This is a genomic window from Shimazuella soli, from assembly GCF_022511585.1.
GTDB lineage: Bacteria > Bacillota > Bacilli > Thermoactinomycetales > Thermoactinomycetaceae > Shimazuella > Shimazuella soli.
On sequence record NZ_JAKWBN010000006.1, the window covers coordinates 14,804 to 41,536 of the forward strand.

General features: G+C 39.7%; 29 protein-coding genes and 1 other annotated feature. Of the genes, 27 read left to right on the forward strand and 2 right to left on the reverse strand.

Features of this window, described 5'->3' with window-relative positions; translation table 11 throughout:
* Window positions 1-8 precede the first annotated feature (8 nt).
* From MK805_RS12975 to spoVG, 15 genes are all read left to right on the forward strand, one after another.
* On the forward strand, window positions 9-986 hold the full coding sequence (locus tag MK805_RS12975) for a GDP-mannose 4,6-dehydratase (RefSeq protein WP_240876321.1): 978 nt from the start codon (window positions 9-11) through the stop codon (window positions 984-986).
* A 171-nt stretch (window positions 987-1,157) separates the two neighbouring features.
* The gene (locus tag MK805_RS12980; RefSeq protein WP_240876322.1) at window positions 1,158-1,463 is read left to right on the forward strand and encodes a winged helix-turn-helix transcriptional regulator; all 306 of its coding nucleotides are present in this window, start codon (window positions 1,158-1,160) and stop codon (window positions 1,461-1,463) included.
* An 86-nt stretch (window positions 1,464-1,549) separates the two neighbouring features.
* Window positions 1,550-1,778, forward strand: a binding site (T-box leader).
* A gap of 39 nt (window positions 1,779-1,817) precedes the next feature.
* A complete protein-coding gene (metG, locus tag MK805_RS12985; protein ID WP_240876323.1) occupies window positions 1,818-3,785 on the forward strand; it encodes a methionine--tRNA ligase in 1,968 nt (655 codons plus the stop codon).
* 315 nt (window positions 3,786-4,100) lie between these two features.
* The gene (gene lepB / locus MK805_RS12990) at window positions 4,101-4,625 is read left to right on the forward strand and encodes a signal peptidase I (RefSeq protein ID WP_240876324.1); all 525 of its coding nucleotides are present in this window, start codon (window positions 4,101-4,103) and stop codon (window positions 4,623-4,625) included.
* 27 nt (window positions 4,626-4,652) lie between these two features.
* Window positions 4,653-5,420: a TatD family hydrolase gene (locus MK805_RS12995; RefSeq protein WP_240876325.1), complete on the forward strand. Its 768-nt coding sequence runs from the start codon at window positions 4,653-4,655 to the stop codon at window positions 5,418-5,420.
* A gap of 14 nt (window positions 5,421-5,434) precedes the next feature.
* Complete coding sequence (rnmV, locus tag MK805_RS13000) at window positions 5,435-5,986, forward strand: ribonuclease M5 (protein ID WP_240876326.1); 552 nt, start codon at window positions 5,435-5,437, stop codon at window positions 5,984-5,986.
* Complete coding sequence (gene rsmA / locus MK805_RS13005) at window positions 5,983-6,858, forward strand: 16S rRNA (adenine(1518)-N(6)/adenine(1519)-N(6))-dimethyltransferase RsmA (protein WP_240876327.1); 876 nt, start codon at window positions 5,983-5,985, stop codon at window positions 6,856-6,858. The genes rnmV and rsmA overlap by 4 nt, the downstream gene beginning before the upstream one ends.
* An 82-nt stretch (window positions 6,859-6,940) precedes the next feature.
* A complete protein-coding gene (locus MK805_RS13010; RefSeq protein WP_240876328.1) occupies window positions 6,941-7,414 on the forward strand; it encodes a ribonuclease H-like YkuK family protein in 474 nt (157 codons plus the stop codon).
* A gap of 105 nt (window positions 7,415-7,519) precedes the next feature.
* Window positions 7,520-7,801, forward strand: coding sequence for a biofilm formation stimulator Veg (gene veg / locus MK805_RS13015; RefSeq protein WP_240876329.1), 282 nt, complete (start codon window positions 7,520-7,522; stop codon window positions 7,799-7,801).
* A 94-nt stretch (window positions 7,802-7,895) separates the two neighbouring features.
* Window positions 7,896-8,627, forward strand: coding sequence for a hypothetical protein (locus MK805_RS13020; protein ID WP_240876330.1), 732 nt, complete (start codon window positions 7,896-7,898; stop codon window positions 8,625-8,627).
* Between the two features lie 65 nt (window positions 8,628-8,692).
* Window positions 8,693-8,881, forward strand: coding sequence for a small, acid-soluble spore protein, alpha/beta type (locus MK805_RS13025; protein ID WP_240876331.1), 189 nt, complete (start codon window positions 8,693-8,695; stop codon window positions 8,879-8,881).
* Window positions 8,882-9,104: 223 nt separating this feature from the next.
* Entirely contained in the window at window positions 9,105-9,998 is an 894-nt protein-coding gene (ispE, locus tag MK805_RS13030; protein WP_240876332.1) for a 4-(cytidine 5'-diphospho)-2-C-methyl-D-erythritol kinase, read from the forward strand.
* A 24-nt stretch (window positions 9,999-10,022) separates the two neighbouring features.
* Window positions 10,023-10,874 (forward strand): pur operon repressor, encoded by an 852-nt coding sequence (gene purR, locus MK805_RS13035; protein ID WP_240876333.1) that lies wholly within the window; start codon window positions 10,023-10,025, stop codon window positions 10,872-10,874.
* Window positions 10,852-11,226: a RidA family protein gene (locus MK805_RS13040; RefSeq protein WP_240876334.1), complete on the forward strand. Its 375-nt coding sequence runs from the start codon at window positions 10,852-10,854 to the stop codon at window positions 11,224-11,226. The genes purR and MK805_RS13040 overlap by 23 nt, the downstream gene beginning before the upstream one ends.
* A gap of 94 nt (window positions 11,227-11,320) precedes the next feature.
* On the forward strand, window positions 11,321-11,614 hold the full coding sequence (gene spoVG / locus MK805_RS13045) for a septation regulator SpoVG (protein WP_028777589.1): 294 nt from the start codon (window positions 11,321-11,323) through the stop codon (window positions 11,612-11,614).
* Window positions 11,615-11,754: 140 nt separating this feature from the next.
* Here spoVG and MK805_RS13050 read toward each other — a convergent pair whose 3' ends face one another.
* On the reverse strand, window positions 11,755-12,090 hold the full coding sequence (locus MK805_RS13050; protein ID WP_240876335.1) for a VOC family protein: 336 nt from the start codon (window positions 12,088-12,090) through the stop codon (window positions 11,755-11,757).
* A 271-nt stretch (window positions 12,091-12,361) separates the two neighbouring features.
* On the opposite strand from MK805_RS13050, the gene glmU reads away from it, so the two are divergent.
* From glmU to MK805_RS13100, 10 genes are all read left to right on the forward strand, one after another.
* Window positions 12,362-13,756 (forward strand): bifunctional UDP-N-acetylglucosamine diphosphorylase/glucosamine-1-phosphate N-acetyltransferase GlmU, encoded by a 1,395-nt coding sequence (gene glmU, locus MK805_RS13055; protein ID WP_338057507.1) that lies wholly within the window; start codon window positions 12,362-12,364, stop codon window positions 13,754-13,756.
* Between the two features lie 16 nt (window positions 13,757-13,772).
* Window positions 13,773-14,720 (forward strand): ribose-phosphate diphosphokinase, encoded by a 948-nt coding sequence (locus MK805_RS13060; RefSeq protein WP_240876336.1) that lies wholly within the window; start codon window positions 13,773-13,775, stop codon window positions 14,718-14,720.
* 42 nt (window positions 14,721-14,762) lie between these two features.
* Window positions 14,763-15,338, forward strand: a complete 576-nt coding sequence (gene pth, locus MK805_RS13065; protein ID WP_240876337.1) for an aminoacyl-tRNA hydrolase — start codon at window positions 14,763-14,765, stop codon at window positions 15,336-15,338.
* Window positions 15,339-15,371: 33 nt separating this feature from the next.
* Window positions 15,372-15,599, forward strand: a complete 228-nt coding sequence (locus tag MK805_RS13070; protein WP_240876338.1) for an anti-sigma-F factor Fin — start codon at window positions 15,372-15,374, stop codon at window positions 15,597-15,599.
* A 76-nt stretch (window positions 15,600-15,675) separates the two neighbouring features.
* Window positions 15,676-19,221 carry a transcription-repair coupling factor gene (mfd, locus tag MK805_RS13075; protein ID WP_240876339.1) on the forward strand — a complete coding sequence of 1,182 codons (3,546 nt, stop codon included), beginning with the start codon at window positions 15,676-15,678 and terminating at the stop codon, window positions 19,219-19,221.
* Entirely contained in the window at window positions 19,205-20,230 is a 1,026-nt protein-coding gene (locus MK805_RS13080; protein WP_240876340.1) for a peptidylprolyl isomerase, read from the forward strand. The genes mfd and MK805_RS13080 overlap by 17 nt, the downstream gene beginning before the upstream one ends.
* A 141-nt stretch (window positions 20,231-20,371) precedes the next feature.
* The gene (spoVT, locus tag MK805_RS13085) at window positions 20,372-20,914 is read left to right on the forward strand and encodes a stage V sporulation protein T (protein ID WP_275092336.1); all 543 of its coding nucleotides are present in this window, start codon (window positions 20,372-20,374) and stop codon (window positions 20,912-20,914) included.
* A gap of 386 nt (window positions 20,915-21,300) precedes the next feature.
* Window positions 21,301-22,884, forward strand: a complete 1,584-nt coding sequence (locus MK805_RS13090; protein ID WP_240876342.1) for a putative polysaccharide biosynthesis protein — start codon at window positions 21,301-21,303, stop codon at window positions 22,882-22,884.
* A 324-nt stretch (window positions 22,885-23,208) separates the two neighbouring features.
* Window positions 23,209-23,388 (forward strand): hypothetical protein, encoded by a 180-nt coding sequence (locus MK805_RS13095; RefSeq protein WP_240876343.1) that lies wholly within the window; start codon window positions 23,209-23,211, stop codon window positions 23,386-23,388.
* A gap of 755 nt (window positions 23,389-24,143) precedes the next feature.
* Window positions 24,144-24,401 carry a hypothetical protein gene (locus tag MK805_RS13100; RefSeq protein WP_240876344.1) on the forward strand — a complete coding sequence of 86 codons (258 nt, stop codon included), beginning with the start codon at window positions 24,144-24,146 and terminating at the stop codon, window positions 24,399-24,401.
* Window positions 24,402-24,652: 251 nt separating this feature from the next.
* Here MK805_RS13100 and MK805_RS13105 read toward each other — a convergent pair whose 3' ends face one another.
* Window positions 24,653-24,841, reverse strand: a complete 189-nt coding sequence (locus MK805_RS13105; protein WP_240876345.1) for a hypothetical protein — start codon at window positions 24,839-24,841, stop codon at window positions 24,653-24,655.
* 133 nt (window positions 24,842-24,974) lie between these two features.
* Here MK805_RS13105 and yabN point away from each other — a divergent pair, with 133 nt between their 5' ends.
* Together yabN and MK805_RS13115 are read left to right on the forward strand one after the other, a co-directional pair.
* On the forward strand, window positions 24,975-26,453 hold the full coding sequence (gene yabN, locus MK805_RS13110) for a bifunctional methyltransferase/pyrophosphohydrolase YabN (protein ID WP_240876346.1): 1,479 nt from the start codon (window positions 24,975-24,977) through the stop codon (window positions 26,451-26,453).
* Window positions 26,440-26,697 carry an RNA-binding S4 domain-containing protein gene (locus tag MK805_RS13115; protein WP_240876347.1) on the forward strand — a complete coding sequence of 86 codons (258 nt, stop codon included), beginning with the start codon at window positions 26,440-26,442 and terminating at the stop codon, window positions 26,695-26,697. Before yabN ends, MK805_RS13115 begins: the two co-directional genes overlap by 14 nt.
* Window positions 26,698-26,733 lie beyond the last annotated feature (36 nt).

The window sequence follows — 26,733 nt, forward strand, 5'->3', positions numbered from 1 at the left end:
CATTGAAGATGGGGCGTGAAGATATGAAATTATTGATCACTGGTGGTGCTGGTTTTATTGGAAGTAATCTTGTACAACATTTATCGCTGTTTACTCAATATAAAAAAATAGGTGTGATAGATAATTTTGATCCATTTTACCCTGCCGAAGTGAAGAAAAAGCGGATAAAGAAATGGGAAAAAATACCCAGTATTCAATTGTATAAGGCGGATATTCGAGATGAGTCTCAGATGGAGGAAATTTTTAAAGCAGAAAATTGGGATACCATTATTCATTTAGCCGCAGTTCCATGTGCCCGTTCTTCTATAGAAGACCCTGCACTTTATAGTGATGTGAATGTAACAGGCACAGTACAAATATTGCAATTGGCGGCAGAACATCAGATAAAGCGATTTATATTTATTTCTTCCTCTTCTATATATGGTTCTGTAGATGAGCCTTATCCATTTCATGAAGAGGAGATTGTGTCCATGCCTATCTCCCCATATGCTACTTCGAAATGGGCCGCAGAAAATTACTGTCAGTTGTTTTATCAACTTTATGGTTTTGATATCACCGTTCTAAGGTTGTTTACAACATTTGGACCAGGACAGCGCCCTGATATGGCGATGCACAAGTTTGCAGAGCAAATGGTAGCGGGTATTCCAGTTACTATCTTTGATCCAGCTAGTACGAGAGATTATACATATATTAGTGATGTTGTAGAAGCGATTCGTTTATCTTTGGAGTGGACAAATGGTTACCAAGTATACAATGTAGGGTCGGGAATATCCGTGAACATTATGCAGATGCTGGATGTTTTGTCTAATGCTTTAGGAACAAAACATGAGGTAAAGGTACTCGGAGAACATGATTGTGAAGTAAAGCATACAGTAGCAGATATCCGTAAATTAGAACAGTCTATTGGTTTTCGTCCTAAAGTTACATTTCAGGAAGGAATATTATTATTTGCCAATTGGTTTTTGGAAGAAAAACGTTTAAAATAAAACTACAGCTATTAATGTAATATTCAAATAAAAGATATCAATTAAAGGATGGAAAATCTACATTTTCGTTAAGGGGAATGCTGGCAGTCAATCGTTTCTATCTTACAGTTAGTTTGAAGCACTTATTCCATTCTGTTGTAGAAACTCTAAATCAGATAGGGGTAGGTGACGATGGAAAAAACAAAACAACAACATATAACTGTTATTCGTAAAGCTCTTCAATTAATCTCAAAGAAGTTATCCTTTCCTATCATCTCCCAATTGCATTATGGTCCCATGCGTTTTAACCAATTGAAGCAGAAATTTACTGGGATAAGTGTTACTTCTTTGCGAGACACACTGCTGCATCTAGAGAAACATAACATGATAAAGCGGGAAATATATGCAAAAAGACCAATAAGAATGAAGTATTCTTTAACTAAGGAAGGAATAGAATTTATTCGAGTTCTGCTGAGAATTCGTAAATGGAGTGACTAGAAACAGATGGGTTATATGTAGTTATTGTGGAATAAAGAAGCGCAGCTTGCTTTCTATTTGTTTTATTCGATATAATAACTAGTGAAAAAATGTCTATGATTAGGATGAGTACTTATTGATCCCTATCAACAGAGAGCCGGGTAAGGTGAAAGCCGGTATAGGAGAGAAGAAGGAACATGGCCTAGGAGACGTTTCTTTGAAATCTTTAGTAGAAGAAAACGGTTTACCCTCGTTACTGGGTATAAGAGATGTGGAAAAGGATTTACATTTCCACATGAATTTGGGTGGTACCACGTGAACAATCTCGTCCCTTTTATAGGGGCGAGTTTTTATATATTTTAAAGGAGAATTGCGATGAGTAACCAAAAAACCTTTTATATTACAACTCCCATTTATTATCCAAGTGACAAATTGCATATCGGTCATGCATACACCACAGTAGCAGGAGACACCATGGCACGTTATAAACGGCTTCGTGGCTATGATGTGATGTACTTGACAGGTACAGATGAACATGGACAAAAAATACAGAAAAAAGCGGAAGAAGCCGGTAAAACTCCACAGAAATTTGTCGATGATATTGTAGTAGGGATCAAAGAACTGTGGGAGAAACTGGATATCTCTTACAATGATTTCATTCGAACTACACAAGATCGCCATAAAGTAATTGTGCAAAAAATATTTGCTCAGTTGCTCGAACAAGGGGACATTTATTTAGGAGAATACGAAGGCTGGTATTGTATTCAATGCGAGGCGTTTTTCACGGACCGCCAAGTAAAAGATGGAAAATGCCCAGATTGCGGTCGCCCTGTAGATCGAATCAAAGAAGAGAGTTACTTTTTCCGGATGAGCAAGTATGTAGATCGCTTGTTAAAACATTATGAAGAGAATCCTGATTTTATTGAGCCAGTATCTCGTAAAAATGAAATGATCGAAAACTTTATTAAACCGGGTTTAGAAGATTTGAGTGTTACACGAACCACTTTTGATTGGGGCGTACCTGTTCCTGGTAATCCCAAACATGTTGTGTATGTATGGCTGGATGCACTAGCTAACTACATCACAGCACTTGGGTATGGAACAGAGGATACAGCGAAATTTGATAAATACTGGCCTGCTGATGTACATCTTATCGGGAAAGAAATTGTTCGTTTCCATACTATTTATTGGCCCATTTTCTTAATGGCACTAGGTTTGCCATTACCCAAAAAAGTTTTTGGACATGGATTTTTCTTGGTGAAAGGAGAGAAAATGTCCAAGTCAAAAGGAAATGTCATTGATCCGGTTCCTTTAATTGAGCATTTTGGGCTCGATGCTGTACGGTATTATATGCTTCGCGAAGTTCCATTTGGCAGTGATGGAATATTCACTCCAGAGGCATTTGTAGAGCGTATCAATGCAGATTTGGCCAATGATCTGGGAAATTTACTTCACAGAACTTTAACAATGGTAGAAAAATATTTTGATGGTGTTGTGCCGGAATATGTTCCAAATGCGACTGAATATGATCAGGCATTTGTGAGTTTAGTTGCGGAAACGGTTGAAAAAGTAGAAGATTCAATGGAGAAAATGCAGTTTTCAGTGGCATTGACACAAATTTGGGATTTGGTTCGTGCTGGAAATAAATATATAGAAGCAACTACTCCATGGAACTTAGCGAAAACGGAGGAAACGCGAGAAACACTTGGTTCTGTGCTCTATCACTTGTTGGAAAGTCTAAGAGTAGTTGGTATTTTGATTCAGCCATTTATGACCCAATCACCAAAAGCAATGTTTCATCAATTACAATTAACAGATCAAGAGATTGTTTGGGATTCGATTCATCAGTTTGGGACTACCCAGTCAGGTAAAAAAGTGAATAAAGAAAAACCTATTTTCCCTCGTTTGGAAGTAGAAAAAGAACTTATAGCCATTGCACAGCTCATGGAGCAAGCAGCAAAGCGCCGCGAAGAGCCTGTAAAAGCAAATGAGGAGAAAGCAGTAGAAAAAAAAGAAGATGATTATATCTCTATTGATGACTTTGCTAAAGTAGAACTTACTGTTGCAGAAATTGTCGCTGTTTCCCCAGTAAAAGGAGCTGATCGCTTATTGCAGCTTCAGTTGGATTTAGGAAGTGAACAACGTCAAGTTGTATCAGGTATAGCTGAACATTATACAAGTGAGCAGCTAGTTGGGCAAAAAGTAATTGCAGTTACCAATCTAGCACCAGTAACGCTAAGAGGTGTTCGCTCTGAAGGAATGATTCTCGCTGCCAAAAAAGGAAAGAAACTCGTACTATCCACGGTATCGGATGACATTCCAAATGGTACAAGGGTGAAATAATCACAAGAAATATGCTATGATGGCTACAATCCACTGTTTTTTGTCGTGGCCCCTTTAATTGTATTTCCAGCAATAAATGGGGTATGTCTCTTTTTCTTTAATCAAGGATATGGCGGATTACTTTAAAAGGGACAAGAAATTGATTTTGTCGTTTTTTCAGCATTGAAAGATCGAAACACAGGAGAAATATAGTTTGTTTTAGGGATGGATAGGAGCCTGCTAAGATAACTGGTTTAGGTGACTAGTTCTTGCGGGAATTGCCGCTTTTTAAAGTGTTGGAGTTAAGGAAAGAATTATGTTAAAGGACGTGACCAGATGTCGACTGCAAATGGCTCTGTGAAAAGCTCAATTATCGAATGGGGAGTAGCAGTAATCTCTGCTCTACTAATTGCAGTAGTGATTCGTTATTTTCTATTTGCACCTTATGAAGTAAATGGAACATCCATGTATCCTACTCTCGATGGTAATGAATTATTGATCGTAAATAAATTCATCTATGATGTGAGCAGCCCAAAATATGGGGATATTGTTGTTTTTCATACCAACGAGCAACGTGATTTTATCAAGCGTGTCATCGGTTTACCAGGGGATAAGATCGAAGTAAAAAATGGACATGTCTACCGTAATAACAAGCAATTAAATGAATCCTACATTGCGGAAGAAATGATTGGTGATTTTGCCCAAGTTACTGTTCCAAAAGGTCATTTGTTTGTTTTGGGAGATAATCGGAATAATAGTAAAGACAGCCGTATCATAGGTGCGGTGGATGATAGTGCGGTTGTCGGCCGTGCTGATGTTGTTGTAATGCCGTTTAAAGAGTTCCGTCTATTAAATAAATAGTAAGGTTAGAAGTTAGGGGTTACAAAGATGCTGTTCGAAACACATACCCATTTGAATGACAAGCAATTTGATGAAGATCGCCAGCAGGTGATCAAGCGTGCTACTGATGCTGGTATTTCTTATATCCTAAATATCGGATATAATCGTGAAACTATTCCAAGTTCCATAAAGTTAGCAGAAACATACCCCTTTTTCTATACTTCTGTTGGATGGCATCCTCAAGATGCCATTTCTTGTACAGAAAAAGATTTAGAGTGGCTCTTTTCTCTTACACATCACCAAAAAGTCGTTGCAATTGGGGAAATTGGTTTGGATTATTATTGGGATACTTCCCCAAAGGATGTACAACAGGAAGTATTTCGAAAGCAAATACGACTTGCCAAAGAAGTAAGTCTGCCGATTATCATTCATAATCGAGATGCGGATGACGATGTGATCCGTATTTTAAAAGAAGAAAACGCAGACGAAGTTGGCGGTGTCATGCACTGTTTTTCAGGGGATACTGCATTGATGAAAACTTGTATCTCGCTTAATTTTTCAATTGGTATAGGTGGACCAGTGACTTTTAAAAATAGACCGGTATTGAAAGAAGTAGCTAGTAGTGTACCATTGGATAAGCTATTGCTGGAGACGGATTCTCCATATCTAGCACCACATCCGTACCGTGGAAAAAGAAATGAAACTGCATATGTACGCTTAGTTGCAGAAGAAATTGCAAAACTTCGCCAGATGACTGTCCAGGATTTGGCGCACGCAACAACCGAAAATGCAAAAAAACTGTTTCAAATTATATAGATAGGGAAAAGATTATGCGGAAGGTGAAAGAAATTATTGTAGTAGAGGGAAAAAACGATACTTTAGCTGTCAAGCGTGCGGTTGAAGCGGATACTATCGAGACAAGAGGATCCGCCATTCCCAGCTATGTATTGGACGAGCTACGACGCGCTCAAGCAGTTCGCGGGCTGATTGTATTTACGGACCCCGACTATGCAGGCGAGCGCATTAGACGTATTATTTCCCAAGAAATACCAGAAGTGAAACATGCCTTTATCGAAAAAGAACTTGCCTATGATAGGCAGAAAATTGGAGTAGAACATGCGAATCCTTCTGATATTGTTAAGGCTTTAGAAAATGTCCGTACATTGGAAGAAGAAATCCCTTCATGGCTTTCCTGGAAAGAATATCTTGTTATCGGATTAGCTGGGCACCCGCATTCGAAGCAACTTCGGGAGAAATTAGCAAAAGAGTTATCTATTGGTTATGCCAATGCAAAACAATTTTTCGTGAGGTTGCAAACTTTGCGGATAAGTAGGGAAGAATGTGAACGTGCACTCCTGAACATAAGAGGAGACAGGTTATGAGTTTTGGAATATCAGCAAAAACACGGAAACTGTTAAAGCAGCATAATATAGTACTAAAAAAGAGCTTAGGGCAAAATTTTTTGACCGATGCACATGTACTACAACATATTGTAGATGCGGCTGACTTAGATGAAGAGTCTGGTGTGATCGAAATTGGGCCAGGCTTAGGTGCTTTAACAGAAGGTTTAGCGAAACAGGCTCGAAAAGTAGTGGCAATCGAATTGGACAATCGTCTGATTCCTGTTTTGCAAGACATGTTTGCAGATCAACCTAATGTGGAAATAATACATGCGGACGCTTTGAAATTTGATTTTGCACAGCTTATCACTGAGAAATTTGGAGCTTGTTCACAAGTGCACGTAGTAGCAAATTTACCTTACTATGTGACCTCGCCGATCTTAGTAAAACTACTGGAATCAAGTTTATCACTGACAAATATCGTCGTGATGATTCAAAAAGAAGTTGCTGACCGTATTTTAGCAAAGCCCGGTTCCAAAACATATGGATCACTCAGTGTTTTTGCACAGTATTTCAGTGAACCTAGTAAAGTGGTACAAGTTCCTAGTCATGTGTTTGTTCCTCGCCCACAGGTCGATTCAATGGTGATCAAATTGTCTATTCGAACTGTTGCGCCTGTTCCAGTGGAAAATGAATCTTTTTTCTTTCAAGTAGTTAGGGCTTCGTTTGCTAAAAGAAGAAAGACCTTGCTCAACTCTTTGAGTAGTTCGCTGCCATTTCATATGGAGAAAACACGACTAGAACAGGTAATTCACAGTATAGGGATTGATCCTAATTGTAGAGGTGAGATGCTGTCTATGAATTCTTTTGCTCAATTATCTAACGTTTTGCTTCGAGAACGAGATGGAGGTTAATCAAACATAGATTGGATCAATCAAAATCATAAGTTGGCGTGACTGCTTTTTCACCATGCAAAACAACTTGGAGGGTGATAGAATGGTGTTTTTTCATCCGCGAAAAGGTAAGTATAGTATGGATATGATGATAAGGGAAATCAAGGATTACCTGGAAGCAGATCGCAATAGAGACTATAAGATTATGATTGGAACAGATTCTCAAACAAGAACGAGAGAAACATTGTTTGTTACCGCTATTATTGTACAACGTATTGGCAAAGGTGCGCTGTTTTTTTACACGCGTAAATCCCATCCTGCAATGCATGATTTGAGGTATCGCATATACCGGGAAACAGAATACAGCCTTCATTGTGTCGATCTGCTTAAGGAACAAGGCTTTTTCCGATTGGCTGAGAACATCCCCATGGAAATCCATTTAGATGTGGGACAAAGAGGAGAGACACGAAAGGTGATTCAGGAAGTGGTAGGATGGGTAACAGCTGTAGGCTATGAAGCAAAAATTAAACCTGATTCAGTAGCAGCCAGTGCTGTTGCGGATCGGTTTACAAAATAAAAATAGATTGACAAATCCTTTGTACCATTGCTATAATACTAAATTTGACATTTCATCTCCCATGGTATATAATCTTCTATGAGTGAAGTGAGGTGGTCGTAGACAATGGGCAAAAACGCACTATCAGAAATCAAACTAAAGTTAGATGGCTATATCGGACAGAAAATCCACCTAAAGGCCAACAGCGGACGCCGCAAGACCATTGAACGGACAGGTATCTTAGAAGAGACATACCCTTCTGTCTTTATCGTAAAACTGGATGAGGATCAGCATTCTTTTAAACGTGTTTCCTACAGTTATGCAGATATTTTGACGGAGTCGGTAGAACTCACCGTTTATCAAGCTGATAATGAGCAAGTACAAGTAAAATATATCAAGGCAACATAAACAAGGAGATCCTTAGGGATGTCCTTTTTCTTTTATAATTGAATTAGGAATTCACCTAATATAAAATAAAAGGCAGTCTTTATTGAATTATGTAGTGGGGGATAAGACTATCTACAAAAAAACCGTAACGGAAATAAGAGAACGATTTGGCGATGATTTACATAATTTCAAGACAATTTTTTTGTTTCGCAGTTTGAGTACTATTTTGCTTATTATGTCTAATCTAATAGGATCCTACATATGGAAAAAATATTACTTTGGTTATCACCATACTGCTTTTTTGGTTTCCCTTCTCATTTGGGGACTGATTCAAAAATATGTAGATGTCTACATAATACGTGATAAAAAGCAATATCGAGAGCGTATAAAAGGTACTCTATTCAAGCGAATTGTTTATCCAACGGCTCTTTGTCTCATTATATTGTCATGTATATATCCAACTTATAAAGAAAATAAAAAAATCTCAGATGCCATCCATGATTTTGGGTATTCAGTTGACCAGCCGTATTATTTCCCGTTCACTGTTAAAATTGCAGAAGGATATATGGATTATGATACAGATTCTCTACATTTGGAATATAGTGTGGATTCTTTTCAATTGCCAATTGTAGATGTGATGATCTCAAGGAAAAAAGCAAAATGGGAAAAGGGAGAGAAGATCTTTTTAAAAAATGGCTCATATGCTGTGATTCGATATGAAGAGGACATGAAAGATCCAATATTAGTTTGGTATGCCAAAGGTCTTCGTTATGAGCTGGAATTGTTGCAGGATCCAACTCCTTTTTCCAAGCAGGAAGCAATAAAAGTGGCTAATTCTTTTCGATAGTGATAATAATTGTTTGCATTAACCATACTAAATATACCCTGCATTCCTTTAGGAGGCGATGGTAGATGGCACGTCGTGGTGTTATGTCAGATGCCCTTAAGGTGGAGATAGCCAAAGAGCTTGGGTTTTATGATGTTGTACAGCAAGAAGGTTGGGGCGGGATTACAACTCGTGATGCTGGAAACATGGTAAAAAGGGCTATCCAAATAGCTGAAGAACAGTTAGCAAAGCAACAAAATGCAGGGGGAAAATAGGAAAGAGCCAAGGGATAATCCTTGGCTCTTTCTTTTCGTATAGCATTTTTTATGTTTTTCTGGATAAGGAAACGATGGCAGTGCAGTTTTTTGCTGTTCTAGGGGCTAGTTTTCTGTGTTGGTACGGATAACCTCTCGTGGTACAATAGGAAAATAAAACTGGACGGACATGCACCAGGGGTACCCAAATTTGTTTTTGGGGTGTTACGAGAGGAGTATGATTTTGTTTATTTCAGAGAAAGCGCCAGCAAAAATAAATTTAACTTTAGATGCACTTTATAAACGAGCGGATGGATATCATGAATTGGAAATGGTGATGACTTCGGTTGACTTAGCTGATCGGATTGATTTACTCTCCCTTCCACACTCTGCAATCCTTCTGGAATCAAGTTCAGGCTTAGTGCCGCAAGATGATAAAAACCTCGCTTATATGGCAGCTAGTTTGCTGCGCAAAAAAATGGGAATCAGACGTGGGGTAGCAATAAAAATAGATAAAAAAGTTCCAGTTGCAGCTGGATTAGCTGGCGGCAGCAGCGATGCAGCAGCAACACTTCGCGGATTAAATCGTTTATGGGGCCTTGGTCTTAGCTTACGTGAACTGGCTGAAATTGGTTCAGAGATCGGTTCTGATGTTCCTTATTGTGTTTATGGAAATACAGCATTGGCAAAAGGAAGAGGAGAGAGATTGCAAGTGTTACCGGCTCCTCCCTCCTGCTGGGTAGTGCTAGCCAAACCGTCACAAGGTGTTTCTACTGCTGATGTTTTTGGTGAACTAAAAGTCGATCATGTACAAACTAGACCAAAGACCAAAGAGATGATGGAAGCCTTGTATCGGCAAGATTATCGTGCCATTACTCGGCTGCTTAGTAATGTGCTGGAGCCTATTACGATGAACATGGAGCCTGATGTTCGGAAATTAAAAGAAAAAATGTATCAGTTTGGTGCTGATGGTGTGCTGATGTCAGGTAGTGGTCCTACCGTATTTGCTCTTGTAGATCGGGAATCGAGAGCAAAGAGAATGGTAAATAGCTTAAAAGGTTTTTGTCCCCAAGTTTTTGCCGTAAGAATGCTGGGAAACTTGAATAAAACCAAACAAAATGCTATAGTTCAGGCATGATGTTCGGATTTTGGGGGCTAACTTATGGAAAAATGGAAACGGAGTGCTCGTTTGGTTGATATGGTACATCAGCTTTTAAACGAGCCGTATCGATTGATTCCGCTTACAGCATTTGCAAAACGTTATCATGCAGCAAAATCTTCCATCAGCGAAGATTTGACGATTATTCAAGAAGTGTTACATGCAGAAGAGAGCGGCCAGTTGGAGACCATGGCTGGGGCTTCTGGCGGTGTGCGATATATGCCTAGCATGGGTATGGAAGAAACAAAAACAGTATTGGCACAACTGTGTCACAAGCTTACCAATCCAGAACGTATCTTACCTGGTGGGTTTCTGTTTATGTCTGATCTACTGGGAGATCCTGTACTTTTGCATCATTTAGGACGTATATGGGCCAAAATATTTGGAACAAGTCAGATCGATGCAATTGTAACCATAGAGACAAAAGGGATACCATTAGCATATGCTGTTGCATTTCATCTACGAAAACCAGTAGTAATCGTCCGTTATGATACAACTGTGACGGAAGGCTCTGTCGTGACAGTGAATACAGTTTCTGGTTCTAGTGGGAGAATGAAACAACTTTCTTTGGCTCGTCGAAGTTTGCCTAAAGGATCACGGGTATTGTTGATCGATGATTACATGAAGGCGGGGGGAACAGTTCGAGGTATGATTGATTTGCTCCGTGAGTTTGAAGCTGAAGTAGTAGGTGTTGGGGTAATGGTCGATTCAATAGTACCGGAAAAATTGGTAGATGGATATGTTTCTTTGACAACTGTGACAGAAGTAGATGAAAAAGAAAAACGGATAAATGTAGAATTTGGAAATTTATTTGATCAAGGAGTGTACAATAATGAAAATCATTCAGACCAATAATGCACCACAAGCACTTGGGCCATATTCACAAGCTGTCCAAATAGGGAATTTCCTCTTTGCATCTGGCCAAATCCCACTTACACCAGCAGGGGTTTTGATAACAGGAGATATTAAAGAACAGACTCATCAAGTTTTAAAAAATATTATCGAGGTCTTAAAAGAAGCTGATGCTACCTTGGAAAATGTAGTAAAAGCAACGATTTTCATCAAAAATATGGATGATTTTTCTGCAATAAATGAAGTATATGGCGAGTATTTTGATACACATAAACCAGCTCGTTCCACGGTAGAAGTTGCTCGTCTGCCAAAAGATGCGGGCATCGAAATTGAGGTTATCGCTCATCTGACTTAAATAAATTAATTTTTTTGTCATAATTGGAAGGAATTTCAAGTGTTCCCTCGAATACTAAGATTAAAGTCATCTTGGTAATAGGTGGTGCATTTGGATGGAAATAACAGATGTTAGATTGCGCAAGGTAAATCGTGAAGGACGGATGCGTGCTATTGCATCTATCACGATTGATAGTGAGTTTGTTATTCATGATATTCGTGTAATTGATGGAAATAATGGAATGTTTGTTGCTATGCCTAGTAAGCGTACACCTGATGGGGAATTTCGAGATATCGCTCATCCCATCTCTCCGCTCAGCCGAGAGAAAATCGAATCAGCTGTATTAGAAGAATACCGTCGGGCAGATGATATAGAAGAAGATATCATTCCTACGCCAAAAGCATTATAAAAGAAAAACCTCTCCTTTGAGAGGTTTTCTTTCTATTTGAGGTTATTTGGAAGTTAGTTTTTTATGAAGTGTATTTTGTACATACTTCATGGCATCGATATATTCCTTTTCTTGAGATCGCCTGACTATTTCCTCTTGGCTCAGTACCTCCATCCTTTCTTGAATTCACTAATATTGCCGAATGGATCACATATACGCCCTACTCGATCGCCAAATGCTAGTTCAGTTATCTTTGTAACTACGGATGCACCTGCTTGGAGTGCTTGTTGGAATATTTTTTCGGCGTCTTCTACATATAAAGGGAAAAAACCAGGTGTCTCTAAGTCGCTCTCCACTAAATCAAACATCATTACAATCGAATCCCCTATTTGGACTTCTGCATGTCCGATCGTTCCATCTTCGTTTTTTATCGTCCCTAAACATTTAGCATCAAAGGATTTTTCTACAAATTCAATTAATTTTACCGTATGATCCATGGGGTTACTGTTTGATACCCTGCAGGAATTGGTTTGATTTGATTTTGTTTCATGGTCATCTCCTCTCTTTCAAACTATCTTTACTCTAAGATACAACAGTTCTGTTGACATCTATTGTCAGTAAAGTTTATCATTTTTAGCCGAGTAGCCCCCCCGCTTCAAGCTCGCTAAGCGGGGATAGTTCAATACTAGAATAAAATACAAAAGTTGCATAAACCCCTATTGTTACGATATATTCAGGAGGGTAATTTATAATGATGGGGGCTATATAGTGAAGGAGAACCTAAACGCGGTTATTTTAGCAGCGGGCAAAGGCACTCGGATGAAATCAAAAAAGCATAAAGTTTTACATGAATTATGCGGGAAGCCAATGGTACACTATATCTTGGATACACTTGAAGATATGGGTACAACCCAAAAGTTAATGGTAATTGGTCACCTAGGAGAAACATTAGAAGAAGCGCTTGAAGGTAAAGTTACTTTTGTTAAACAAGAGGAGCAGTTAGGAACTGCTCATGCAGTCATGCAAACAGAAGAGTATCTTCAAGGGAAAGATGGTATTACGCTTGTTCTTAATGGAGATCATCCTTTATTCACAAAAGACACCTTACAGTCATTGATTGAAATTCACAAGCAAAAAGAAGCAGCTGCAACCGTATTGACCGCTGAATTAGCTGATCCTACGGGTTATGGTCGTGTCATTCGCCAAGCTGATGGCAGTGTTTCTCGAATTGTAGAGCACAAAGATGCTTCAGATGAAGAACGTGCTGTTCATGAAATTAATACAGGTACCTATTGTTTTCATAACCAAAAATTGTTTGAAGCACTAAAATTAGTAAACAATAACAATGCACAAGGGGAATATTATCTTCCTGATGTGATTTCTATTTTACAAGAACAAGGGGAAGTTATTGCTGCATCCATGATGGAAGATGAAAAGGAAGCCATGGGTGTCAATGACCGTATCCAGCTAGCTGAAGCAGAATCCTATATGCAAGAGCGTATTATTAGAAAGCACATGCAAGGTGGCGTAACCATTCACCATCCTTCCACTGTTACCATAGAAGCTGATGTAGAGATTGATGCAGACACAGAAGTATTTCCCGGGAGTTCATTGAAAGGGAATACAAAAATTGGAAGTGGCTGTATTATCGGTCCTGAAGCCGATCTGCAAGATGTTGTGGTAGCAGATGAGTCAAAAATCCGTTATAGTGTAATCGAAGATAGTGAAATAGGGAGAAATGTGACTATCGGGCCATACACATATATTCGCCCGAATACATCTTTGGCAGAAAATACAAAAGTAGGAGCTTTTGTAGATTTAAAAAATGCTCAGATAGGAAAAGGATCGAAAGTTTCCCATCTTGCATATGTAGGAGATTCTGAAATAGGGCAGAATGTAAATATTGCCTGTGGTGTAGTTACGGTGAATTATGATGGTTTCACTAAACATAAGACCATTATCCAAGATGGTGCATTTATTGGATGTAATACAAATCTAGTCGCTCCTGTGACAGTTGAAGAGAAAGCTTATATTGCTGCTGGTTCAACGATTACTGAAGATGTACCTGCCGAAGCATTTGCTATTGCTAGACAGCGGCAAGTGACCAAGACGGATTATGTTCCGAAGTTACGTAAAAAAATCAATAGACACAATTCATTATAGGTGGAGATAACGTAAAATGTCCCAAGCAAACTCTCGTATAAAGGTTTTTAGCTGTAATTCCAATCCGCTGTTAGCACAAAAAATTTGTAATCACTTGGGTATTCCTTTGGGAGACGCTAAAGTGAACAAATTCAGTGATGGCGAAATTCATATCCAGTTAAATGAAACAGTTCGCGGTTTGGATGTATATGTTGTACAGTCTACTTGCGATCCAGTAAACCAACACTTGATGGAATTGCTTGTTATGGTGGATGCGTTAAAACGTGCATCTGCTGGTACGATAAATGTTGTTATTCCTTACTATGGATATGCTAGGCAAGATCGGAAAGCCCGTGCAAGAGATCCGATCACAGCAAAATTGGTGGCTAACTTAATTGAGACAGCTGGAGCTGATCGTGTAATCGCAATGGATTTACATGCGACCCAGATTCAAGGATTTTTCAATATTCCAGTGGATCACCTGCTCGGTGTACCTATCTTGGGTAACTATTTTCAAGGTAAAAATTTAACGGATCTTGTTGTCGTGTCTCCTGACCATGGTGGTGTGATTCGTGCAAGACGTTTAGCAGAACGGCTGGAAGCACCACTCGCGATTATTGATAAACGACGTCCAGAGCCGAATGTATCTGAAGTGATGAGTATTATTGGTAAAGTAGCTGGAAAAACAGCGATCATCATCGATGATATTATCGATACTGCTGGGACGATTGCGTTAGCAACAGAAGCGATTTTAGAACGCGGAGCCAAGGAAGTGTATGCTTGTTGTACACACCCTGTTTTATCTGGACCTGCACTGGAGCGTATTCAAAACTCAGGTATTAAACAGCTGATCGCTACTGACACGATTCCATTAAAACCAGAGAAAATGTTAGATAAAATCGAAGTTCTCTCTGTGGCGCCTGTAATTGGAGAAGCAATTTATCGAATCCACCATGAACAATCGGTAAGTAAATTATTTGTATAGGCGATTCTCACCGGTCGCCTTTTCCTTTTTGAGGTGAGAGAGTTGAAAGTGATTGTTGGGCTTGGGAATCCTGGAAAAAAATACGAACTGACTAGACACAATATTGGTTTTTGGGCTGTAGATCAGCTTAGTGAAAAATGGAATATACTTTTTCAAAAAGAAAAATGGCACAGTGCTGTTGCAGAAGGCATTGTAAATGGAGAAAAAGTCTTTTTGTTAAAACCGCTGACTTATATGAATTTATCTGGAGAAGCTGTTGGTGCGGCAATGCGTTTTCTAAAACTTGCCCCTGAAGATTTGCTTGTTATTTTTGATGATATGGATATTCCTTTAGGGCAGTTACGTTTGCGGCAAAAAGGGAGTTCTGGAGGGCACAATGGGATGAAATCGATTATTTCCCATTTAGGAACAGATCAATTTAATCGTATTAAGATAGGTATTGATCGACCACCTGCTGGAATGAAAGTAGTGGACTATGTCCTAGAACCTTTTTCAGAAATAGATCATCTTGTTGCAGCAGATGCAGCAATTGCTGCTGCAAATGCGACAAATGAATGGTTGAAGAATGATTTCCTCATAGCGATGAATAAGTATAATGGAGCAGTACCTAGGCTATAATAAGAATGACTCTTTAGAAAGGGAGGCATTCTCATGGTAGAGTATGTCTGCCGCTTTTGCCACTCATCGCTTGGTAAATTGAATAATTCTGTATATTCAGAAGCGGAACTAGGTCTCGATCAGTTGACCTCAGAAGAACGAGAAGATATAATTATCCATGACACAAATGGTCAGATGCAAGTTCGAGTAGTTTGCGAAAACTGCGAACATATCTTAAACCATTACCCGGAACGTTCCCTTCTACCATCACTGTATCATTAATACAAATTGCATGGAGAAGCATAGCCTTGGCACATATTGCTGAGGCTTCTTTTGTATAGGGGAGAAGGAGGATAACTTGGAACCGCTTACGAATCTATTTGAACAAGATAAAGATGTTCAGTCTATTCTTCATGGACTAGATACTGGACTTCGTGAACAATTAGCTACAGGTTTAACAGGATCTGCGCGCATGATTTTTGTTGCCACTATATACCAGAAAACAGGTCGTTCATGTGTGGTAGTAACACATAATATGAACCAAGCTCAAAAAGCTGCGGATGATTTGAGTGAACTTTTATCAAAAGAAGAAGTATTGTTGTATCCCGCAGACGAGTTGATAACGACAGAAATAGCACTGGCTAGTCCTGAAACACTGGGTAACCGAATTGATGTTATCACTCGTTTAACCTCTGGTTTTTCAGGGGTATTTGTTGTGCCTTTCTCAGGACTTCGTAAAATATTCCCACCTAAATCAATGTGGAAAAAATATGCTATACACCTAAATGTAGGGGACTCCTACCCGATTGAAAACTTATCCAATAAATTAGTGCATATGGGATATGAAAGAGTAGATATGGTGGAGAAGAGCGGGGAATTTTCTGTCCGTGGAGGAATTGTAGATATTTACCCAGTAACTTTTGAACAACCAATCCGTATAGAATGGTTTGATGATGAGGTTGATTCCATTCGTCCATTTTCGGTAGCAGATCAACGCTCGACAGACAAATTACTCTCTGTGACTCTTCCTCCAGCAAAAGAACTGTTTGCTGACAGCGAGCTTTTATATCAAGCAGGAGAGCATGTCCAGAACTTATTGACGGAGAGATTACAAAAGACAAAAGATCCGACATTAAAGGAGAAATTGCAAAGCAGTATCGGTTGGGATATTGAACAGTTGCAATCTGGACTTTATTTTACGGGAATTTACAAATATATATCGCAAATATATCCTCAAGGCGAGAGTATTTTAAACTTTTTGCCAACTGACTCTATTCTTGTCCTCGATGAACCCGCTCGAATTCAAGAGACAGCTAAGCAGTTGGAAAGAGAAGAAGCAGAATGGCAAACTGCATTATTAGAGCAAGGGGAAATGCTGCCTTCCCTCAAGTTGTCGTATACAGTTGAGGAAGTTTCTAGATCAAATCATCAGAAAATATATTTATCTTTATTTATGCGCCAATTAACGCACATGCAAGCACATAATATCGTGCAGTTTATGTGCCGCAGTATGCAGCAGTTTCATAGCCAAATGCATGTGTTAAAAGCGGAGTTAGAAAGATTGATAAAAGCGAGATATACGATTTTATTTACGGCAAGTACAGAGGAACGATTATTACGTTTGATTCGTGTGCTGCAAGACTATGGAATGGAAGTCAGTCGTGCAACTGATAATGCTTATCTGCCAGCTGGGAAACCAGTAGTACGCGTATCTGCCTTATTAAATGGTTTTGAAATGAGCAGTAACAAATTAGCTGTGATTACAGAAGGGGAAGTATTTACCCAAAAGCAACGGAGAATCCGTCGTTCAAATAAACTCGACCATGCAGAAAAAATAAAAGACTATCAAGAACTAAAACCAGGCGACTATGTTGTTCATGTCAATCACGGTATTGGTAAATACCTCGGAATCGAAACGTTAAATGTCGCAGGTTTACACAAAGATTATTTGCATATTCAGTATGCAGGTAACGATAAGTTGTATGTTCCAGTAGAACAAATTGACCAAGTACAAAAATATGTGGGCAGCGAAGAAAAGATCCCTAAAGTTTATAGCTTGGGTGGCAGTGAATGGAGTAAAGTAAAAAACAAAGTTCGTACTGCTGTAGTTGATATTGCTCAAGACCTGATCAAACTCTACGCGAAGCGTCAAGAAGCTAGAGGTTATGCTTTTCATGATGATACGCCTTTTCAGCGAGAGTTTGAAGCTATGTTTCCTTATGAAGAAACGCCTGATCAATTGCGCTCGATAGAGGAAATCAAAAAAGATATGGAAAAAAGCCAGCCAATGGACCGTCTTTTGTGTGGAGATGTAGGTTATGGGAAGACCGAAGTAGCAGTTCGTGCGGCATTTAAGGCGATCATGGACGGAAAACAAGTTGCTGTATTAGTGCCAACAACGATCTTAGCTCAGCAGCACTATGAAACTTTTCGAGAGCGTTTTGCAGATTTCCCAATTGAAGTCCATGTTCTTAACCGTTTCCGCAGCCGCAAGGAGCAAAAAGAAACAATCGAAGGATTAAAAGAGGGATCTGTTGATATCGTGATCGGGACTCACCGTGTCTTATCAAAAGATCTTGGTTTCCGTGATCTAGGGCTGTTGATTATCGATGAAGAACAACGCTTTGGTGTAAAGCACAAAGAACGAATCAAAGAACTAAAAACGAATATTGATGTGTTAACTTTGACAGCTACACCTATTCCTCGTACCCTTCATATGGCTATGATGGGTGTACGTGATTTATCAGTCATTGAAACACCTCCAGAAAATAGATTCCCTGTACAAACTTATGTCATTGAATATTCTGCTGCATTAGTGCGAGAAGCAATTGAACGGGAATTGTCCCGTGGTGGACAGGTATATTTTCTATACAATCAAGTTAACAACATTGACCGTATGGCAGATCAGATTCGTATGTTAGTACCTGAAGCTAAAATTGCTGTAGCTCATGGACAAATGGTCGATACGGAGCTGGAACGTGTTATGCTTGACTTTTTGGATGGTGAATATGACGTCCTAGTTAGTACAACGATTATCGAAACAGGGGTAGATATCCCTAATGTAAACACATTAATTATATATGATGCGGATAAGATGGGACTTTCTCAGTTGTATCAGCTTAGAGGAAGAGTTGGACGATCCAATCGGATTGCTTATGCTTATTTTACTTATCAAAGAGATAAGGTATTGTCAGAAACAGCAGAAAAACGCCTTCAAGCTATCAAGGAGTTTACGGAATTAGGTTCAGGATTTAAAATTGCGATGCGTGACTTATCTATTCGTGGTGCGGGTAATCTGCTTGGAGCAGAGCAACATGGGCATATTGCGACAGTTGGTTTTGAGATGTACAGCCAAATGTTAAAAGAAGCTGTAGTAGAATTGCAGCAAGGAGTAACAGAGACGAAAGAAGTAACAGAACCACAGCTAGACCTCAATGTAGATGCTTATCTGCCCAGCGAGTATATTACAGATGAGAAACAAAAAATTGAGCTGTATAAAAAAATTAGAAGCCTCCAGACTTTGGAGCAAGTTGCTGATTTAGAAGAAGAAATGGAAGATCGTTTTGGTGATCTGCCTGATCCTGTTCAAAACCTGCTTCGGGTCGCAAAACTTCGTGCGTATGCATTGAAGTATGGAATAGAAACAATGGAGGAAAAAGGGTCAGAAATTCATGTCACCATGCGTGTTGAAGAAAATACAAGAATCAATGGGCAAGCACTTTTCAAGTTAGCTCATCAATTTCCTGGTCGAGTACGTTTGGTCTCTGGTAAACATGTTGGTATGATATTCAAGAAGACAGGGCTTACTCCGAAGGCGATATTGGAGATGATGGATAGTTTTTTCAAGCAGTATGAACAAGTATTAAAAGGACAAGGAGCGGTTCAGAGTGCAACGATCGACTAAATGGATAGCAGGCAGTGTCGCCGTGATTTTGGTAATAGGAAGTATCGTTATGGGGACAACTGCCTATTGGCAATCAAACAACAAAACGAATAATGCAAATACGCAGCAACAAGCAACAACCAAACCTTTAGACACTTCCAGCCAGAAAATAGCGGGTGAATATAAAGGTGGAAAAGTGACCGAAGGGGAGTTAAATGCTTATATCAATATTAACTCCTTCTTTGATCCTCAATTGGCAGCCCTTTTCTCGACTACAGATGCATCTGCTGCTGGGCAGCAAAAACAAACTCGTCAAGAGATTGCAAAAGTATACTTAACCAAAAAATACATAGCTGGCTTGCAAAAAGTAACACCCGCTGAGCAAAAGACGATTGATCAACAAGGAAAAGAACTAGAGAAGCAAGTAATCGAGTACAGCAAAATGATGGGGCAGAATACCAAAATTGCGAACATCCAACAAGCTATTGCTGGAAAGGGTTTTACCCAAAATCAATTGATACAGGTAGCAGAGCAAGACGCTAAAGTGGATTTGTATTTAGGAAAGCAAATTGAAAACAGTACGTATGAGCGAGTAAAACTGCGGCATGTGCTTATTTCTTTTACTCAACCAGGAACGCAGGCTGGGCAAGGACAAACCAATCGCACAGAAGAAGAAGCAAAAAAACGTGCTTTAGAAGTAAAGCAAAAACTCGAAGCTGGCGGTGATTTTGACAAACTGGCGAAAGAGTACTCGGATGACCCAGGTTCCAAAGATAAAGGTGGATTGTATGATTCTGATGTAAGTGGATTTGTACCAGCGTTTGCTAATGCTGCTAAGACACTTCCTATTGGCAAAATCAGTGATCCAATTAAAACGGAGTACGGGTTCCATGTGATGAAGGTAGAAGCAAGAACACAAGAAAAAGTAAAAGATGCACCGAAAGATCAACTAGAACAAATCCAAAACTCAAAGAAACAAGAAGTATTTAGCAACATTGAAAAAGAAATAGGAGTAAAATTATACATATAAGGGGGGATTTTATCCTCTCTTTTTTTTGTCTTCTCCAAATGAAATTATTTTATTCCCCGCATAAGATGTTCCCAGCAGATTCATACTATGGTTTATAAGACCAAAAGAACCAAGGAGTAAAGAACGGAGGAAATCATGACAATGAAAGCAACTGGCATCGTCCGTCGTATCGATGACCTTGGACGTGTAGTTATCCCAAAGGAGATTCGGCGGACACTTCGCATTCGTGAAGGAGATCCTTTAGAAATATTTGTAGATAGAGATGGTGAAGTCATTTTAAAGAAATATTCTCCTATTGGCGAACTAAGTGACTTTGCTCAAGAATATGCAGAAGCACTATATGAAAATATACAACAGACTGTTATCGTCTGTGACCGTGATAGTGTTATAGCTATAGCAGGGGGCTCCAAAAAAGAATATATGGAAAAATCCATTAGCAGTATGATAGAGACTTCTATGGAGTCCCGTCGCCCTCAGCACGAGTACAATGGTGGAATTGCGGAGATCATTAAAGGCAGTCCTGAGGAATATGCATCTTATATCGTTGTTCCGATTAATGCCGGCGGCGACCCGATCGGTGCAGTCGTTATTATATCTAAAAAAGATGGTTCCAAATTAGGTGAGTTAGAAAGTAAATTAGCAAGTACTGCTGCCACATTTCTGGGAAAACAGATGGAAAACTAAGACAAGTACGTTTTTGTCTACATATGTGCTCTGGTTTCGTTCTTATTATCTATTTTGTGTCGTCACAAAAATCAACGGCGGTGTTCCTTAAGGAACATCGCCGTTCTGCTGTTACTCTTTGGTATAGAACCGGCTGAAGGATAAATGAAAAATGACTTGAAGTGTCAGGTCATCCATGTATTTCGATCATCAGGAAGGACTACCAATCTTACCCGTAAATTTAGAGAGTTTACCTTGAATCACAGGATGACACACTAGAGTAAAGTATAACTATTGGGAACAATTAGTCTATACATGCAGAAAGGTTGGAATTCTGATATATTAGTATGGTTCTTTCTTCATTTATCAAATTTTAGCTGTACCATGTAGAAGCAGGTGTTTGGATATTGGAAAAAATACAGCGTTCTTTTTTAACCGGTGCTTTCATTCTCAGTATTGCAACCATGATTTGCCGATTTTTAGGAGCAGTCTATCGCATCCCATACCAAAACATCACAGGTAACGAGGGGATGTATGTTTATAGTCAAGTATATCCGCTTTACAGCGTCTTATTGCTTTTAGCAACAGCTGGTTTCCCCTTAGCTATATCGAAATTAGTATCAGAGCGAATTGCCAAAGAAGATTGGGTTGGAGTGAAACAGATTCATCGCGTTTCGATGGCAGTTTTGTTTGTGCTAGGGAGTATTGCTTTTCTCATTTTATATTTTGGTGCGCCATGGATAGCAACTTGGATGGGAAGCAGACAGCTTCTTACTTTACCTATTCAATCTGTTTCCTTTGCACTGCTGATCATCCCATTTACTGCATCTTTGCGAGGAGTATACCAAGGACAACAAGAAATGATTCCTTCGGCTGTTTCCCAAGTTTCGGAGCAGTTGGTTCGAGTTATTACCATATTGGCTTGTGCTTGGTATGCAATGAGTTCAGGATTAGGCGTTGTATATGCAGGTGCAGGCGCAATTTTTGGTGCGACAACTGGAGCCTTTATAGCTGTCCTGGTATTAGTTTTGTTTCGCAGGAAAAGCAGAGGCTTTGAGACTATGAATACAAGCGGTTCTAGTTATTCCGTTTCTCATACAGATGTTATTCGAGCCTTATTTGCAATCTCTTTGCCGATCTGTATTAATTCCCTTCTCTATCCTTTATTTGGACTTGTAGATTCATTTACAATTGCTAATTTTTTAGCGGATGCGCATTGGAGTGTTACCTTGGCTATTAATGAAAAAGGGATTTATGATCGAGGCGGGCCTTTATTGCAATTTGCCGCTTTTTTTGCCACAGGTATTGCCCTTTCCATTGTTCCTGCAATGACCATTGCTAAACAACGGGGACAGACAGAAGAAGTGGAAAAACGAGCAAATATAGCAGTGCGTTTGACATGGATGTTGGGATTGCCGTCTTCTATAGGTCTAGCAATTGTAGCAATGCCAACCAATGTTATGCTGTTTAAAGATGCGGCCGGATCAGATGCGTTATTAATTTTATCGTTTTCGACTATCTTTGTAACACTTTCCGTGACGTCTGCCGGTATCTTGCAAGGTCTAGGTCGTGTCATCCTACCCGCTGTTACCATTGTGATTGCAGTTATCGTTAAATGGGTATGCAACTTCCTCCTCATCCCAATCTGGGATATAAATGGAGCTGCACTTGCTACTGTCCTTGCCTATGCGATCAGTGCGGGTTTGAACCTTTGGGTGTTAAAAAGATCTATTCCATCGATTCGTACACCATGGATGAAACTACTGCTAGCAAATGGTCTTTTGGCATGTGCTGCTTTGGTGATGAAAACAGGCTTACTCTGGGTTACTTCAGGTCTAGACAGTGAGCGTCTCGCTATGAGCCTCACATGCCTAGGTTCTGTCCTAGCAGGAGTGATCGTATATCTTTGGGCGATCCTTCGTTTTAAGTTGCTTGCGGAAGAGGAGTTAGCTATGGTTCCAAAGTTGGGGAAATGGTTAGGGAAGAAATAAGATAGGTTGTATTACTACAAGAATTCTCTTTGGAATTAGGGAAATAAAGAGAGGATGCAGGAGCCAAAATTTCAAGAATTTAGTATATAATAGTAGAGAAGATATCCTCTTGCAGGATGTCTTTTTTATAACAATTCTTGGTAGCAGACTACTCTCGCTGGCTCCATATGGTTAACACGTTGCTTGTTAGCTGTATGCAGCCAGTGAGGGTGGTCTAGTAAATCTGATATAGATTAGGGATTGGTTGAGACGATAAAACGACTCCCAGTTACCTGATCACCATGCTAGGACGCTTTCCTCCCGCTGGCACAGGAGTGAAACACGATGACTTGGAAGGAACGCAGTTACGGAAACAAGGTGAAGCGAGAAACTCTTCGAAAACTGATTCTGGAAGGTCAGAAGCTGGAGCAAGACAATCGTTTTGTCACAGCAAAGGAGAGGCGTAAGGCTGTGAGAGAAAAGAGAAGAGAAGCACAGGAACTTCGCAAGCAAGATTGTCCGTAGATTGAAGTGGCAGGGAGAATGTCACAACAACTACTGAAACGAAGTACCGCGATTCGCTGAATTCTCTACTATGTCTCAAGGCAGCTTATGGTTTTCCATCTCCGTTCAAACTGAGTAGAAGAAAAAGGGAATCTCACCTTGTGTGTAGCTTTCGTTGTAGTTTTACAGCTAGTGCTTGTGGTGAGTCGAGAGAAGTCTAGGCAGGAAGCAGATCTATCAGGTTGTTAGGATTGAGATAGATAGCCTTTTGGGTTGTCTATCTTGCTGGGTGATCAATTATCTGAATATACAAATAAATATAAGCCGTAATGGAGATGAACATGAGATAAAAGATGTCAATTTTCCTATAGTTTTATATAATATAAATTAGATATCCTTTAAGGATGTCTTTTTTTTTGCAACAAATCGATAGGGATGACTACTCTCACTGGCTACCTATGGTTAGCACAGTTGACTGCTAACTGTATGTAGCCAGTGAGGTAGTCCAAGTAAGGGATTTTGGTCGAGACGATAAAACGACTCCCATTTTCTCTAATACCATGCTTTGGACGCTTTCCACCCACTGGCTAGAGGAGTGGAATACTATGGCTAAAAAGTCAAAGAAGGAAAAGTACGAGGAAATGACCCATAAGGCTGACCTCAAACTAAAGCGTCAAGACCTCAAAAGATCAAAGCAGGGTATGCACTTTGATTAAGAGAGTAACGGACGTAGCAGGAAAGCCGAGGAGCGCGCAGAGGCGAAAGAACTCCGGGAGTTGGAGGATCAGCAATTTAAGCGACAGGAAGAATGCCGCAAACAGTCTGCTGATTCGCGTGAGGAAATCATGCTGTTAGTGAAAATACTCACTGCTGCTTCAGGATTCGGAGTCGCTGCAATTAGCTACAAACTGGTATCCAGCCTGGTTGCCAGTATCATTACCTGGACTTTGCTTTCTTTGTTTGCCGGGATAATTGTGTTTGCCATTTCTCGCCTAGTGGTGAAATTGGTAAAGCGTCTCAAAGGCAAGAGATAAAACCCCTATCAATTGTTGTGAAGTCGCTGAGCAGGGACACTGTTCAGCGAGCGTATACATATAATGGTCGTAATATTCTGTCGATAATAAAAAAACCTTGCCCAGTTTTTAAAAGGCAAGTAGTAATACCCCTATCACTTTTACCTGTTGTGAAATCGCTGAGCGATTGTACTGGGCAAGGTAAACTAATTATATCTTTGCTAATTCTTTCTTACAAGTGGTTGTTGTTTCAGCGGAGTAGGCTTCATTTCTCAATGTGAGGCTCTATAAAGCAACCACAGAAATACAAGAGCAAGGATTAGACCAATAACAAAAAGAATGAGAGCAAATTTGTATTCCTTATTTGCTTTTTGTCTTTCACGAAAAGCTTGATACAAAGTTCCTATAAAGAAACTACCAATCATAGCAAAGACAATACCAGCAAAGTTAATGTGTTGCATATATCCCCCTTACAGAATTTGTTTACCTACACTATATCATTTTTGCCCTCCACACAGAACCATTCGTCCCCTATAACCCTTACATGATATGATATATTTTAAGAAATAAAGAGGCTTTGAAAGGAAGGTAGCGGTGAAGTGCATAACAATTGTCGGCTTGGGATTTGGGAATGAAGATAGTTTGTCCATTGGTGCATGGAAGCTTTTACAGTCTGGTGATCCTATTTTCTTGCGGACCATCGATCATCCGATTACTCCGTGGATGCAAAAACAAGGAATTCCTTTCAAGACTTTCGACCATATTTACGAAAAACACGATCAGTTTGAACCTGTATATCGAGAAATAGCCGATGAACTTTTTCGATTAGCGGATGAACATGACCATATTATCTACGCTGTACCAGGGCATCCGATGGTTGCGGAGCGGACTGTACAACTTCTTATACAAGAAGGGCCAGCCTCTTCTACTGATATTCATGTCCTAGGCGGGGGAAGTTTTCTTGATATTGCCTTTGCAAGATTAGAAATTGATCCAGTAGAAGGATTTCAACTGTTAGATGGAACAAATTTGACTGAGAGTCATGTATGGAATCCAAGCCAGCACATATTAATAGGACAAGTCTATAGTTCATTTATAGCCTCTGATGTAAAGTTAACCTTGATGCAGACATATCCAGATGATTATGAAGTGATCATTGCGGACGCACTTGGTGTATCAGGGAAAGAGAAAATCACCAAAGTTCCATTGTATGAACTCGATCGCCAGCATGGATTTTCTAACTTGACCAGTGTATATGTTCCTCCTGCTAAGGACGATTCCATTTTTTATAAACAGTTTTCTTACTTGGTACAAATCATGCGGCAATTGCGCAGTCCTGAAGGCTGTCCTTGGGATCGGGAACAAACCCATGAGTCCCTTCGCCCTTATTTAATAGAAGAAGCTTATGAATTTATTGATGCCATCAATCAACAGGATGACCAGGCAATGGTAGAAGAACTGGGAGATGTCTTGTTACAAGTGATTTTTCATGCAGTTATTGCAGAAGAACGCTATGGGTTTAGTCTTAGTGAAGTAATTGAAAATTTGAATGAAAAGTTGATCCGTAGACATCCCCACGTATTCGGGACAGCACATGCGGATACACCAGACAAAGTGGTGCAAACATGGGATGCGGTAAAGGAGACTGAAGGAAAAGGAAAGAAAGACTCTATTTTGGATGATATTCCAAAATCGTTCCCAGCTGTTTTAATGGCATATGAACAACAGAAAAAAGCTGCAAAAGTTGGCTTTGATTGGGATGATGTAACAGGTGTCTTAGATAAGATGAAAGAAGAACTGATGGAGTTAGCAAATGCACCAAATTCGATGGAAAGAGAAAAAGAATTAGGAGATGTGTTGTTCACTGTCATCAACATCGCCCGTTTTTATAAAATTGACCCGGAAGTGGCCTTATTTCAGACTACTCGTAAATTTGACCGGAGATTCCGTCATGTCGAAAAGCGAGCAAAAGAAAACGGTCGGCCGATGGAGGATTATGGCATCGATCAATTAGAAGCTTGGTGGCAAGAAGCAAAGATAATGGAAAAGGATGAGATCAATGAGATTGGATAAGTTTTTAAAAGTATCAAGAATGATTAAACGCCGTACCTTAGCGAAGGAAGTTTGTGACGGCGGCCGGGTATCCATCAATGAGAAGGTTGCAAAGGCTGGATCAGAAGTAAAGGCAGGAGATATTTTAACGATTCGCTTTGGTCAAAAACTAGTGACTGCAAAAGTCGAACGTATCGCGGAAAATGTGCCAAAAGATATGGCAGATACACTATACACCATCGTCAAAGAAGAAGCTGTTCATTAATTTCCGTTCTAATCCTCAGGTTGTCCCCATAAGTTA